At 62.0% G+C, this 12,172-nt stretch carries 12 protein-coding genes; 7 read left to right on the top strand and 5 right to left on the bottom strand.

The window, feature by feature from the left end:
* Nucleotides 1-16 precede the first annotated feature (16 nt).
* Nucleotides 17-403 carry an MAPEG family protein gene (locus tag A462_RS20230; protein ID WP_003216858.1) on the top strand — a complete coding sequence of 129 codons (387 nt, stop codon included), beginning with the start codon at nucleotides 17-19 and terminating at the stop codon, nucleotides 401-403.
* A gap of 140 nt (nucleotides 404-543) precedes the next feature.
* On the opposite strand, the gene mltA is transcribed toward A462_RS20230, so the two are convergent.
* Nucleotides 544-1,716 carry a murein transglycosylase A gene (mltA, locus tag A462_RS20235; RefSeq protein ID WP_008434085.1) on the bottom strand — a complete coding sequence of 391 codons (1,173 nt, stop codon included), beginning with the start codon at nucleotides 1,714-1,716 and terminating at the stop codon, nucleotides 544-546.
* A gap of 128 nt (nucleotides 1,717-1,844) precedes the next feature.
* Here mltA and A462_RS20240 point away from each other — a divergent pair, with 128 nt between their 5' ends.
* The gene (locus tag A462_RS20240; RefSeq protein WP_008434083.1) at nucleotides 1,845-2,294 is read left to right on the top strand and encodes a c-type cytochrome; all 450 of its coding nucleotides are present in this window, start codon (nucleotides 1,845-1,847) and stop codon (nucleotides 2,292-2,294) included.
* A gap of 7 nt (nucleotides 2,295-2,301) precedes the next feature.
* Here the strand turns inward: A462_RS20240 and A462_RS20245 are convergent, their stop codons facing one another.
* From A462_RS20245 to A462_RS20260, 4 genes are all read right to left on the bottom strand, one after another.
* Nucleotides 2,302-2,697 (bottom strand): DUF1090 domain-containing protein, encoded by a 396-nt coding sequence (locus A462_RS20245; RefSeq protein ID WP_008434082.1) that lies wholly within the window; start codon nucleotides 2,695-2,697, stop codon nucleotides 2,302-2,304.
* 81 nt (nucleotides 2,698-2,778) lie between these two features.
* Complete coding sequence (ligB, locus tag A462_RS20250) at nucleotides 2,779-4,464, bottom strand: NAD-dependent DNA ligase LigB (RefSeq protein WP_032899249.1); 1,686 nt, start codon at nucleotides 4,462-4,464, stop codon at nucleotides 2,779-2,781.
* A 143-nt stretch (nucleotides 4,465-4,607) separates the two neighbouring features.
* Nucleotides 4,608-5,798 carry a methionine adenosyltransferase gene (metK, locus tag A462_RS20255; protein ID WP_003216863.1) on the bottom strand — a complete coding sequence of 397 codons (1,191 nt, stop codon included), beginning with the start codon at nucleotides 5,796-5,798 and terminating at the stop codon, nucleotides 4,608-4,610.
* Between the two features lie 19 nt (nucleotides 5,799-5,817).
* Nucleotides 5,818-6,813 (bottom strand): ArsR/SmtB family transcription factor, encoded by a 996-nt coding sequence (locus A462_RS20260; protein ID WP_003216864.1) that lies wholly within the window; start codon nucleotides 6,811-6,813, stop codon nucleotides 5,818-5,820.
* Nucleotides 6,814-7,062: 249 nt separating this feature from the next.
* Here A462_RS20260 and tkt point away from each other — a divergent pair, with 249 nt between their 5' ends.
* From tkt to A462_RS20285, 5 genes are all read left to right on the top strand, one after another.
* A complete protein-coding gene (gene tkt, locus A462_RS20265) occupies nucleotides 7,063-9,060 on the top strand; it encodes a transketolase (RefSeq protein WP_008434079.1) in 1,998 nt (665 codons plus the stop codon).
* A 170-nt stretch (nucleotides 9,061-9,230) separates the two neighbouring features.
* Nucleotides 9,231-10,280: an erythrose-4-phosphate dehydrogenase gene (gene epd / locus A462_RS20270; protein WP_008434077.1), complete on the top strand. Its 1,050-nt coding sequence runs from the start codon at nucleotides 9,231-9,233 to the stop codon at nucleotides 10,278-10,280.
* Between the two features lie 19 nt (nucleotides 10,281-10,299).
* On the top strand, nucleotides 10,300-11,463 hold the full coding sequence (locus A462_RS20275) for a phosphoglycerate kinase (RefSeq protein WP_008434075.1): 1,164 nt from the start codon (nucleotides 10,300-10,302) through the stop codon (nucleotides 11,461-11,463).
* A 29-nt stretch (nucleotides 11,464-11,492) separates the two neighbouring features.
* Nucleotides 11,493-11,720 carry a hypothetical protein gene (locus A462_RS20280; RefSeq protein WP_008434073.1) on the top strand — a complete coding sequence of 76 codons (228 nt, stop codon included), beginning with the start codon at nucleotides 11,493-11,495 and terminating at the stop codon, nucleotides 11,718-11,720.
* Nucleotides 11,721-11,780: 60 nt separating this feature from the next.
* A complete protein-coding gene (locus tag A462_RS20285; RefSeq protein WP_003216869.1) occupies nucleotides 11,781-12,116 on the top strand; it encodes an MliC family protein in 336 nt (111 codons plus the stop codon).
* Nucleotides 12,117-12,172: the final 56 nt, after the last annotated feature.

Genomic DNA, 12,172 nt, shown 5'->3' with positions numbered 1-12,172 from the left:
AAAAAAGGAATGGGTTATGACAGTCGCTTTCTGGTGTGTGTTGATCGCAATTTTTCTGCCGTACCTGTGCACGGGCGTGGCCAAGTTCAGCGGCGGCAAGTTCGGGCCCCGGCAGAACCATGACCCGCGGGCGTTCCTCGACACCCTCGAGGGGTTTGCCAAGCGCGCCCACAGTGCGCAACTCAACAGCTTCGAAGTGACCCCGGCCTTTGCGGCCGCGGTGATCATTGCCCATCTGGCTGGCGTTGCGTCGCTGGTGACGATCAACGTCCTGGCGGTGCTGTTCATCACCAGCCGGTTGCTCTACATCATCTGCTACCTGGCGGACTGGGCGATGCTGCGGTCGGTGGTGTGGGCGGTAGGGATGGCGTTGATTGCGAGCTTCTTCTTCGTCTCGATCTGAAGCCTGACACTGTTCAAGTGTGGGAGCGGGCTTGCTCGCGAATGCGGTGAGTCAGTCACCGGATGTATCGACTGATCCACCGCATTCGCGAGCAAGCCCGCTCCCACACAAGCCCGCTCCCACATAGACCTTGGTGTTCTTCAGGTGCCTGTCGGCACATCCGGCACTTTTGGCAACGCTGCGCCTTTGGGCCACAGCATCCAGATCTGGCCCTGCTGCTTCATGTTGCCCGCCAACTCGCCGGCGGCATCACCGGTTCCCCAGAACAGGTCGGCCCGCACTTCGCCGGTAATTGCACCGCCGGTGTCCTGCGCGGCCACCGGGCGGGCAATCGGTGTGCCGTCCGGTCGGGTAGTCGACAGCCATAACAGGCTGCCCAGTGGAATCACCTTGCGATCCACCGCAACGCTATACCCCGCAGTCAGCGGCACGTTCAGCGAGCCACGCGGGCCTTCGTTGCTGTCGGGGCGGGCACTGAAGAACACGTAGCTGGGGTTGCTTGCCAGCAATTCAGGAATACGCTGCGGATGCGCCTTGGCCCAGGCCGCGATGGCGCCCATGGTCACGTCTTCTTTTTTCAGCTCGCCCTGCTCCACCAGCCAGCGGCCGATGGGGCGGTACGGGTAACCGTTCTGGTCACCGTAACCCACCCGCAATTGGCGGCCGTCGGCCAGTTGGATACGACCCGAACCCTGGATCTGCAGGAATTGCAGGTCCATCGGGTTGGTCAGCCAGGCGATGGGCTTGGCGGTGGAGCCTTGGTGGTTGATGGTGCTGGCGTCGTCATAGGGTTTGAGTACCCGGCCCTCCAGGCGACCGCGCAGGCGCTTGCCCTTGAGCTCCGGGTAGATGCTTTCCAGGTTGACGATGATCAGGTCATCCGGCACGCCGAACACCGGCACATGGGCGGTGGCGGTTTCGGTCAGGCTGCCGGGGTAAACCGGTTCGTAGTAGCCGGTGATCAGGCCATTGGGGCTGTTGTCGGCCGAGCGCAAGCCGTAGACATCGAGGTTGGCCTTGAGGAAGTCGCGAATCGCCACTGCCGTCGACGGCACAGTGGCCGATGCCGCGCACGTCGTGCCCCACACCGGGTCAGCCTTGAGGCGTTGACAGGCACTGCGCCAGGATTCAAAGCCGGCTTGCAGGTCGCTGTCCGACACGGCCGGCAGGTTTTCCCAGGTAGCGCCAACGTAGGTGGCGATGGCGTGGGGCTTGGCTTTTTCGTCCTTGCCGGTGTCGCAACCGGCCAGCAACGCGATCATTGGCAGAGCCCACGCCAGGCGGCGGCTCCAGGGTTTAAAGCGGATACTCATACAATCAATTCCTGAAGCGATTGCCCGCGCTGGTTGGTGCTCGAGCAACCCTTATTATTAATAGGGGTATTGGTCTTTGCGGGCGGGGCGAGGATACTGGCCGCCGTTTCCCGTAACCTTGAGCCATCATGACTTTTAAAAGACTGACCGTTGTATTGCTGGCCTGCCTGACACTGTCCGCCTGCGGCGGGGTTGATCCGAATTCGCCCCTTGGCCAGCGCAAGGCCATTTTCAAGCAGATGCTCAAGACCGGCGAAGACCTGGGCGGCATGCTGCGTGGGCGCATTCCATTCGACGGCGGCAAATTTGCCGAAGGCGCGGTCAAGCTTGATGCGTTGTCCCACGAACCGTGGAAACATTTCCCGAGCGTGCGTGAAGAAGACCACACCAGCGCCAAGGACGACGTGTGGCAGCAGCAGGCACGCTTCCAGGAAATGGCTCGAAACCTTGAAACGGCCACCGGTGAATTGGTGATCGCCAGCCAGGTCCAGCCCTACAAGGCCAGCAACCTCGGGCCGGCGGTGCAGAAAGTCGAAGATGCCTGCACCGCGTGCCATAAACAGTTCCGCGATCACTGAGGCCGTCTTACTTGTCCAGTTCGTCCAGGGCTTCCTGCAAGTCCTTGCGTGACTGGGCCAGCTTGTCCTTGCGCTTGTTGATCTTGTCGGAGTCACCCTTCTTCATGGCCTTGTCGAGGTCAGCCTGACGGCGGCTGACTTCGTGCTTGGCGTCGAGCACCTTGTTTTCCCGCTCCTTTTTCAAGGAGGCATCGGTGCAGTTGGCGGTGACTTCACTCAAGGCTTTTTCCAGGCCGGCTTGTTGCTCACTGTTGCCGTGGGCCTTGGCTTGTTCGATCTGGGTGCTGATGGACTCGCGCTTGGCGGCGCAGCCTGTGAGTGGCGCAGCTTCCTCGGCTGCCAGCAATGGCGCGGACATAAGGGTAGCGACGGTCAACAGGGCAAAAGGTGCAAGAAATTTCATAAAGGCTCCAAGGCAAACAAGGTCGCAATCAGGTGGGCAGGATGAATTCTGCCGGCACCGGTTAATGCCGTCGGGCAGAGGTCAAAAACCATCTATCCCGGCAGCCCGTAATGTTTCACTCAAGGCCAGTACCTGCGGGTCGCGAAAAAAAGCGCTCAGTTGCGCCGCGCGACCCGGGCCTATGCCGTCTTCGGCCAGCCAGGCTTGAGTGTCTCTGGCGGCCAGGGTTTGCCAGCCGCCTTGTAGATTGTTGCGGGCCGTGGGCGGTACTCCCAGGGCCATCAGCCATTGCGCGAACGGTCGCTGCCGGGCGCTGCGCAAGCTGTCGAGTAAACGCGCACTGCTGCGTTCGCCGAAGCCATCAATGTTAGCAAGCTCTGCCTCATCCAGGGTTAACCAATCGAGCAGGCCGTCGATCAGGCCGGCCTGGATCAAGGTGTTCCAGGTTTCGCGGCCGATGTGTGGCAGGGCCAGGCCCTGGGCGCCGCTCAGCCAGGTCAGGCGCGCGAGCAGCTGTTCTTCGCAACCCGGGGCCAGTTGCCAGCAACTCAAGGGGTGGAAGTCCCTGGCCTGCGGGACCTGCAACTCGGCCCGTGGCTGGCTGCGCAGGATGACGCGGTCAAGGCGTGGGATGACGTGCCCGGCGAGGCTGATGGAGACCTGGTCGCCAGTACGGATATCCAGTTCCCGCCAGCGTTTCAGCGAACCGACACTGACCCGGCTGATCTTCCGGTCATCGAGCAGTACCGGTTCCAACTCCAGGATGGAGGTGATGCGCCCGGTGCGGCCAATCTTGAAGTGCACCTTGCGCACATGGGCCAGCGCCTTGGCCACCGGGTACTTCCAGGCAACCGCCCAGTAGGGCGCGCTGACCCGCCAGCGCTCGGCCGGGGCCCGCTGGCCTTGATGCAATACCACGCCGTCGCTGGCGAAGGGCAGCGGGTGGCTGTACCAATAGCTGCGCCAGTGCGCCGCTTCGGTAATGTCCTTGATCGGGTGGCTGTAGCGCCCGCTGTCGGTGAAGCCCCACTGCGCCAGCTGGCTCAGCCGCTCGGAAAAGTCATCAGGGCCCTGGGGCCAGGCCCAGACAAACAGACCGATATTGGCGGCCTCGGCGTCGCTCAACTGCCGGCGATTCATCAGCCCGGCCACTTTGCCGCGGGCGCCGAGGCCACCTTTGGCAGCTTGCACATGGTCATTCAGTCGCCAATAGAGTTCGCCCTGCAACAGCAGGTCAACGGGCTCGGGCAGTTGCTGCACGATCCCCGGAATCCGGCGGGCGGAGGCTGACCAATCCTGGCCCAGCCGGCCATCGCCGCGACTGATGACCCGGCTCAACCGGCCCTTGCGGTAAACCAGCGTGACGGCGACGCCATCGACCTTGGGCTGGATCCACACGTCCTGGCGAGTCCCCAGCCAGGTTTGCACGGCGTTATCGTCCAGCAGTTTTTCCAGGCCGGTGTGGGGCGTCGGGTGGGCGGTCGTGCCCCGCGCGCTGCCCAGCGGGTCGTCCGTGACTGGGGCGGAGGGAGTGAAACACCTGCGCCATTGGGCAAGGCGCTGGCTGGCCTGGTCATACAGCTCATCGCTGATCAATGACTGGCCGAGCCGGTGGTAGCTGTCATCCCACAAGCGGATTTGTTGCGCCAGGGTGCTGATCTGGGCCCGGGCGTGATCGGCCTCCCAGTCGGGGCACTCCTGCGACCACGCAGTGAGCGGCGAGAAGCTGAGTAAAAGGAAAAACAGCCAGCGCATAAGTGACGTCATCATGAGCATCCTTGCTCTGAAAAGGGCGCCCAGCCTAAGCCATCCCCGCGGGCATAAAAAAGCCCCGCAACCGCGAGGCTTTTTACCCGATGTTTCTGCTCGCTTGAACAGAACGCCGGGGCTTTGTGTACACCGTAGGACGATTACAGGCCGGCGGCAGTACGCAGGTCGTTGGCACGGTCGGTCTTTTCCCAGGTGAACGTAGTGAACGTGTCGTTGCCGACAGTCTTCTGCTCAGGGGTACGACCGAAGTGGCCGTAGGCCGCAGTTTCCTGGTACATCGGGTGCAGCAGGTCGAGCATGGTGGTGATTGCGTACGGACGCAGGTCGAAGATCTCACGCACCAGCTTGACGATCTTGTCGTCGCTGATCTTGCCGGTACCGAAGGTGTTCAGCGAGATCGACGTAGGCTGGGCCACACCGATTGCGTAGGACACCTGAATCTCGCAACGCTCGGCCAGGCCGGCGGCCACGATGTTCTTGGCCACGTAACGACCGGCGTAGGCCGCCGAACGGTCAACCTTGGATGGATCCTTGCCGGAGAACGCGCCACCGCCGTGACGGGCCATGCCGCCGTAGCTGTCGACGATGATCTTGCGACCGGTCAGGCCGCAGTCGCCCACCGGGCCACCGATGATGAACTGGCCGGTCGGGTTGATGTGGAACTGGGTGTCCTTGGTCAGCAGTTCGGCAGGCAGCACGTGCTTGACGATCAGCTCCATGACGCCTTCGCGCAGGTCGGCGTAGGAAACGTCCGGGTTGTGCTGGGTCGACAGTACCACCGCGTCGATGGCGACGACTTTGCCGCCTTCATAACGGCAGGTCACCTGGGACTTGGCGTCCGGGCGCAGCCATGGCAATGCACCGGATTTACGGGCTTCGGCCTGGCGCTTCACCAACTGGTGGGAGAAGGTGATCGGTGCCGGCATCAGCACGTCGGTTTCGTTGCTGGCATAGCCGAACATCAGGCCCTGGTCGCCGGCGCCCTGATCTTCAGGCTTGGCACGGTCGACACCCTGGTTGATGTCAGGGGACTGCTTGCCGATGATGTTCATCACGCCGCAGGTCGCACCGTCGAAGCCGACGTCGGAGCTGTTGTAGCCGATGTCGATGATCACATCACGCACGATCTGCTCCAGGTCTACCCAGGCAGAGGTGGTGACTTCGCCGGCGATGATCGCCACGCCCGTTTTCACCAGAGTCTCGCACGCCACTCGGGCGAACTTGTCTTCAGCGATGATGGCGTCCAGCACCGCGTCAGAGATCTGGTCGGCGATTTTGTCCGGATGCCCTTCAGACACGGACTCGGAGGTGAAAAGGGAGTATTCGCTCATCTCGATGTTTTCCTGATATTTACCGATGGTGAGTGTCGCCAGCCGGCCGCTGAAAATGGCGGACCTGAATCTGGAAACCATTACGTAAACCTACATAGAGGCTTTCCCCGGGAACGAGTCCCGCAGCGGTGGCCCAACGGGCCAGATCGTCCTGTTCAAAACCCAGCCAGAGATCACCGCAGGCTTCCCTGGCCCAACTCTGGTTGTGGCTGCATAAATCCGTGACCAACAGGCTGCCGCCTGGTTGCAGCAAATTCGCCATCTGCCTGAGGGCGTCTGCCGGGGCGGCGAAATGGTGCAGGACCATGTTCAGCACCACGCAATCGGCCCGCAGGCTGGTGTCATTCAGGGCGTCCGCCAACTGCAGGTGGACATTGCCCAGCGCTTCGCGCTCACACAATTGGCGGGCCAGCTCCAGCATCGCCGGGCTGTTGTCCAGCGCCGTGACCTGATGAAAGCGCCGCGCCAGCTCCGGCAGGAAGCCGCCATCACCCGGGCCCACTTCAACCGCCGTAGCCTCATCACTGAAGCTCAGCTTGTCCAAAAGTGCCAGCACGCTTTCGCGGTATTGCGCCAAGCCGGCGATCAGATCCTGCTGGGCGCGAAACTTCTCGGCTACCCGTGAGAAAAAGTCCTGGCTGGCGGCAGCACGTTGCCCGTGCACCTGGCTGATGCGCGACTGCACGTCAGCCGGCAGCGCCAGGCTGTCTATTTCTTCGAGCAGCGCGGCGTGCAGCTTGCCGCCCAGTTGCTCGGTGTGGGGCAGGGCGCGACGGTAAAAAATCGCATTGCCCTCGCGGCGGGTCGCCACCAGGTCGGCCTGGGCCAGTACCTTCAAGTGGTGGCTCATGCCGGATTGGCCGATGGCGAAGATCTGCGCCAGCTCCAGCACCCCGAACGAATCGTTGGTCAGCGCGCGCAACACATTCAGGCGCAACGGATCGCCACCGGCCTTGCACAGGGCTGCCAGCTCGTCGCTGTCGTCGGGTCGAATGGAAGGTGCGCTCAGGTTCATAAGGCCAGCAGTCTAGTGACGGTGGGAAAACCCCGCAAGGGCAATATCAAAAAGTTTTGATATTGGTCGATAATCGGTGGTTATAAGCAGCCGCTATAACCCATGGACGAAGCGGGGGGCGGTTTCTCCAGTCAATCCGCAGGAAAAACACCCCCAAGTGACTATCTGTCATTGCCCCGAGGGCCGTGGCTGAGGGAAAATGCCGATCCTTTTTTCCGTTTCTTTTATTCAACCTCCAGGAGATCAGCGATGCCCAGCCGTCGTGAGCGTGCCAACGCCATTCGTGCCCTCAGCATGGATGCCGTGCAAAAAGCCAACAGCGGCCATCCCGGTGCCCCGATGGGCATGGCGGATATCGCCGAGGTACTTTGGCGTGACTACCTGAAACACAACCCGAGCAACCCGTCGTTCGCCGACCGTGACCGGTTCATCCTGTCCAACGGCCACGGCTCGATGCTGATCTACTCGTTGCTGCACCTGACCGGCTACGACGTCACCATCGACGACCTGAAAAACTTCCGCCAGATCCACAGCCGCACCCCGGGCCACCCGGAATACGGCTACACCCCTGGCGTTGAGACCACCACCGGTCCACTGGGCCAGGGCCTGGCCAACGCCGTGGGTTTTGCCCTGGCTGAAAAAGTGCTGGCTGCGCAGTTCAACCGCCCGAACCACAACGTTGTCGACCACCACACCTACGTGTTCCTCGGTGATGGCTGCATGATGGAAGGCATTTCCCACGAAGTCGCCTCCCTGGCCGGTACCCTGGGCCTGGGCAAGCTGATCGCCTTCTACGATGACAACGGCATCTCCATCGACGGCGAAGTCGAAGGCTGGTTCACCGATGACACGCCGAAGCGTTTCGAAGCCTACAACTGGCAGGTGATCCGCAATGTCGACGGTCATGACCCGGAAGAAATCAAGATTGCGATCGAGACGGCCCGCAAAAGCGAGCAGCCGACCCTGATCTGCTGCAAGACCACCATCGGCTTCGGTTCGCCGAACAAGCAAGGCAAGGAAGACTGCCACGGCGCCCCACTGGGTGACGCGGAAATCGCCCTGACCCGCGCTGCGCTGAAGTGGAACCACGGCCCGTTCGAAATCCCGGCTGACATCTACGCCGAGTGGAACGCCAAGGAAGCCGGCCTGGCGGTCGAAGCCGAGTGGGACCAGCGTTTCGCGGCCTACTCCGCCGAATTCCCTGAGTTGGCCAACGAACTGGTTCGCCGCCTGGCCGGTGACCTGCCTGCCGACTTCGCTGAAAAGGCCTCGGCCTACATCGCCGAAGTGGCGGCCAAGGGCGAAACCATCGCCAGCCGTAAAGCCAGCCAGAACACCCTGAACGCGTTCGGCCCGCTGCTGCCTGAGTTCCTCGGCGGTTCGGCTGACCTGGCCGGTTCCAACCTGACCCTGTGGAAAGGTTGCAAAGGTGTCTCGGCGGAAGACGCCAGCGGCAACTACATGTACTACGGCGTGCGCGAGTTCGGCATGAGCGCCATCATGAACGGCGTTGCCCTGCACGGCGGCCTGGTGCCTTACGGCGCGACCTTCCTGATGTTCATGGAATACGCCCGCAACGCCGTACGCATGGCGTCGTTGATGAAGAAGCGTGTGATCTTCGTCTACACCCACGACTCCATCGGCCTGGGCGAAGACGGCCCGACGCACCAGCCGGTCGAGCAATTGACCAGCCTGCGCACCACGCCGAACCTGGACACCTGGCGCCCATCGGACGCAGTCGAGTCGGCTGTGGCCTGGAAGCACGCAATCGAGCGCAAGGACGGCCCTTCGGCGCTGATCTTCTCCCGTCAGAACCTGCAGCACCAAACCCGCGACGCGGCGCAGATCGAAGGCATCAGCCGTGGTGGCTACGTGCTGAAAGACTGCATCGGCGAGCCGGAGCTGATCCTGATCTCCACCGGTTCCGAAGTGGGCCTGGCGGTTCAGGCTTACGACAAGCTGACTGCCGCCGGTCGTAACGTGCGTGTGGTTTCCATGCCGTGCACCAGCGTCTTCGAAGCCCAGGACGCCGACTACAAGCAATCGGTGTTGCCGTTGCAGGTCAGCGCACGTATCGCCATCGAAGCGGCTCACGCCGACTACTGGTACAAGTACGTGGGCCTGGAAGGTCGCGTGATCGGCATGACCACCTACGGTGAGTCGGCGCCGGCGCCAGCGTTGTTCGAAGAGTTCGGTTTCACCCTGGAAAACATCCTGGGTCAGGCTGAAGAGCTGCTGGAAGACTAAAAGCTCGAACGCGGTGACCCTTTGGTTGCCGCATCCACTGTAGGAGCGAGCTTGCTCGCGAAGATCGTCAACGATATCGCAGCGTTTCTGGTTTAACGCGGCGCTCTCGGGTTCTTCGCGAGCAAGCTCGCTCCTACAATGGTTTGTGTCGCCCACAATGCGAGAACCCCATGCCTCAACCGCGTCCCTACAAAGTTGCACTCAACGGCTACGGCCGGATTGGTCGTTGCGTCTTGCGTGCTCTGTTCGAGCGAGGGCCGGCGGCCGGGTTTGAAATTGTCGCGATCAACGATCTGGCGGACATGGCCAGCATCGAATACCTGACACGCTTTGACTCCACCCACGGCCGGTTCCCCGGCGAAGTGCGGGTCGAGGACGATTGTCTGCATATTAATGGCAACTGCGTGAAGGTCCTGCGCAGTGCCACCCCTGAGGGCATCGACTGGGCGGCGCTGGACGTCGACCTGGTGCTGGAATGCTCCGGTGCCTATCACACCCGTGCCGACGGCCAGCGGTTTCTCGACGCCGGCGCACCACGGGTCCTGTTTTCCCAGCCGATGGCCAGCGAGGCGGATGTTGACGCCACCATCGTCTACGGCGTGAACCAGGATTGCCTGACCGGTGCCGAATTGCTGGTGTCCAACGCCTCCTGCACCACCAACTGCGGCGTGCCGCTGTTGCGCCTGCTGGACCAGGCGATTGGCCTGGAATACGTGTCGATCACCACCATTCACTCGGCAATGAACGATCAGCCGGTGATTGACGCTTACCACCATGAAGACCTGCGCCGTACGCGTTCGGCGTTTCAGTCGGTGATTCCGGTGTCCACCGGCCTGGCGCGCGGTATCGAGCGACTGTTGCCGGAACTTGCCGGGCGAATCCAGGCCAAAGCCGTACGGGTACCGACGGTGAATGTGTCTTGCCTGGACATCACCATGCAAACCGTCAGCGACACCGATGCCGGCGAAGTCAACCGGATCCTGCGCGACGCCGCCACCAGCGGCCCGCTCAAAGGCCTGTTGGCCTACACCGAGTTGCCGCACGCCAGCTGTGATTTCAACCACGACCCGCATTCGGCCATCGTCGATGCCAGCCAGACCCGCGTTTCCGGCCCACGGCTGGTGAACATCCTGGCTTGGTTCGACAACGAATGGGGTTTTGCCAACCGAATGCTGGACGTTGCAGAACACTATCTGCAAACAGCCTCTCCACAACTTTAGCTCTCAGGAATTGCCCCCCATGACCGTGTTGAAGATGACCGACCTCGATCTGCAAGGTAAGCGCGTACTGATCCGCGAAGACCTCAACGTCCCAGTCAAGGACGGTGTTGTCACCAGCGATGCGCGAATCCTGGCCTCGCTGCCGACCATCAAGCTGGCCCTGGAAAAAGGCGCGGCCGTGATGGTCTGCTCCCACTTGGGTCGTCCGACCGAAGGTGAATTCTCGGCAGAAAACAGCCTCAAGCCTGTAGCTGAATATTTGAGCAAGGCCCTGGGCCGCGACGTGCCGTTGGTAGCCGACTACCTGAACGGTGTGGACGTGAAGGCTGGCGACATCGTGCTGTTCGAAAACGTGCGCTTCAACAAGGGCGAGAAAAAGAACAGCGACGAACTGGCCCAGCAATACGCTGCCCTGTGCGACGTGTTCGTGATGGACGCCTTCGGCACCGCGCACCGTGCCGAGGGTTCGACCCACGGCGTGGCCAAGTTTGCCAAAGTTGCCGCAGCTGGCCCGTTGCTGGCGGCTGAACTGGACGCACTGGGCAAGGCCCTCGGCGCTCCGGCCCAACCGATGGCGGCCATCGTTGCCGGCTCCAAGGTGTCCACCAAGCTCGACGTGCTGAACAGCCTGAGCCAGATCTGCAACCAGCTGATCGTCGGCGGCGGCATTGCCAACACCTTCCTGGCGGCTGCCGGTCACCCGGTGGGCAAATCGCTGTACGAGCCGGACCTGCTGGAAACCGCCCGCGCCATTGCCGCCAAGGTCAGCGTGCCGCTGCCGGTAGACGTGGTGGTGGCCAAGGAATTCGCTGAAAGCGCCGAAGCCACCGTCAAGCTGATCGCTGACGTTGCCGCTGACGACATGATCCTGGACATCGGCCCGCAAACGGCAGCCAACTTCGCTGAACTGCTGAAGTCGTCCAAGACCATCCTGTGGAACGGCCCGGTCGGCGTGTTCGAGTTCGACCAGTTCGGCAACGGCACCAAAGTGCTGGCCCACGCCATCGCTGAAAGCTCGGCATTTTCCATCGCTGGCGGTGGCGACACCCTGGCGGCCATCGATAAATATGGCGTTGCTGACCAGATCTCCTACATTTCTACGGGGGGTGGTGCGTTCCTCGAATTCGTTGAAGGCAAGGTACTGCCGGCTGTCGAAGTGCTGGAAAGCCGGGCCAAGGGATAAGGCACTTGCTGAGGAAAAGGAGCATTCCGATGATCAGGTCGTTGGCACTGGTGATTGCAGCGGGCCTGCTGGCCGGCTGCGGCAGCACGCCGAAAGCGGCGCCCGAGTCTGAAAAGGCCGGGGCGGCTCGGCAAAAGAGTTGCTATCAGGCTGACTGGCAAGCCGAAACCATGCCGGTGATCAACAAGCGCATTGGGCCGGACGGGTTGGAGAAATACGACTCTGCGCCCAACGGTCAGGAACAGGGTTGCCCTTGACGGGTCTGATTCACTAACCGACAGCAGCGGTGGCCGCAGGTCGCCGCTTGAGGATTGGCAATGAAAGGCGTTTTCGCCCTGGCGGCACTGGCGTTATTGGCCGGATGCACCAACCTGAACATGTTCGACAAGAAGGCAGAGCCGGCAGACAAGTGGACCACCTGGACGTGTGACAGCCAGGCGCAAGTCAACTGGCGGTTTGCCGACCAGGCCCGCACCCAGGTGGATGTGCGCCTCGGCGGCTCGGACCAGGTGTATCGCCTCAAGCAGGATGTGGCGGCCTCGGGCGTGCTGTACAGCGACGGCCAGTTGGCGTTTCACACAAAAGGTGAGGAAGGCCTGGTTTACTGGGTTGCCACCGATGATTTGATCGGGCGCGGCTGTAAAGCGCAATAACACGCCGCGATCACCTGTAGGAGCCGGCTTGCCGGCGATAGCGTCAGCCGCCATCG

The sequence above is a fragment of the Pseudomonas sp. Ag1 genome, from assembly GCF_000278565.1.
In the GTDB taxonomy this organism is placed as follows: Bacteria; Pseudomonadota; Gammaproteobacteria; order Pseudomonadales; family Pseudomonadaceae; genus Aquipseudomonas.
The sequence above is the reverse complement of the archived record's forward strand: the minus strand, read 5'-3'. Positions and strand labels throughout refer to the sequence as shown.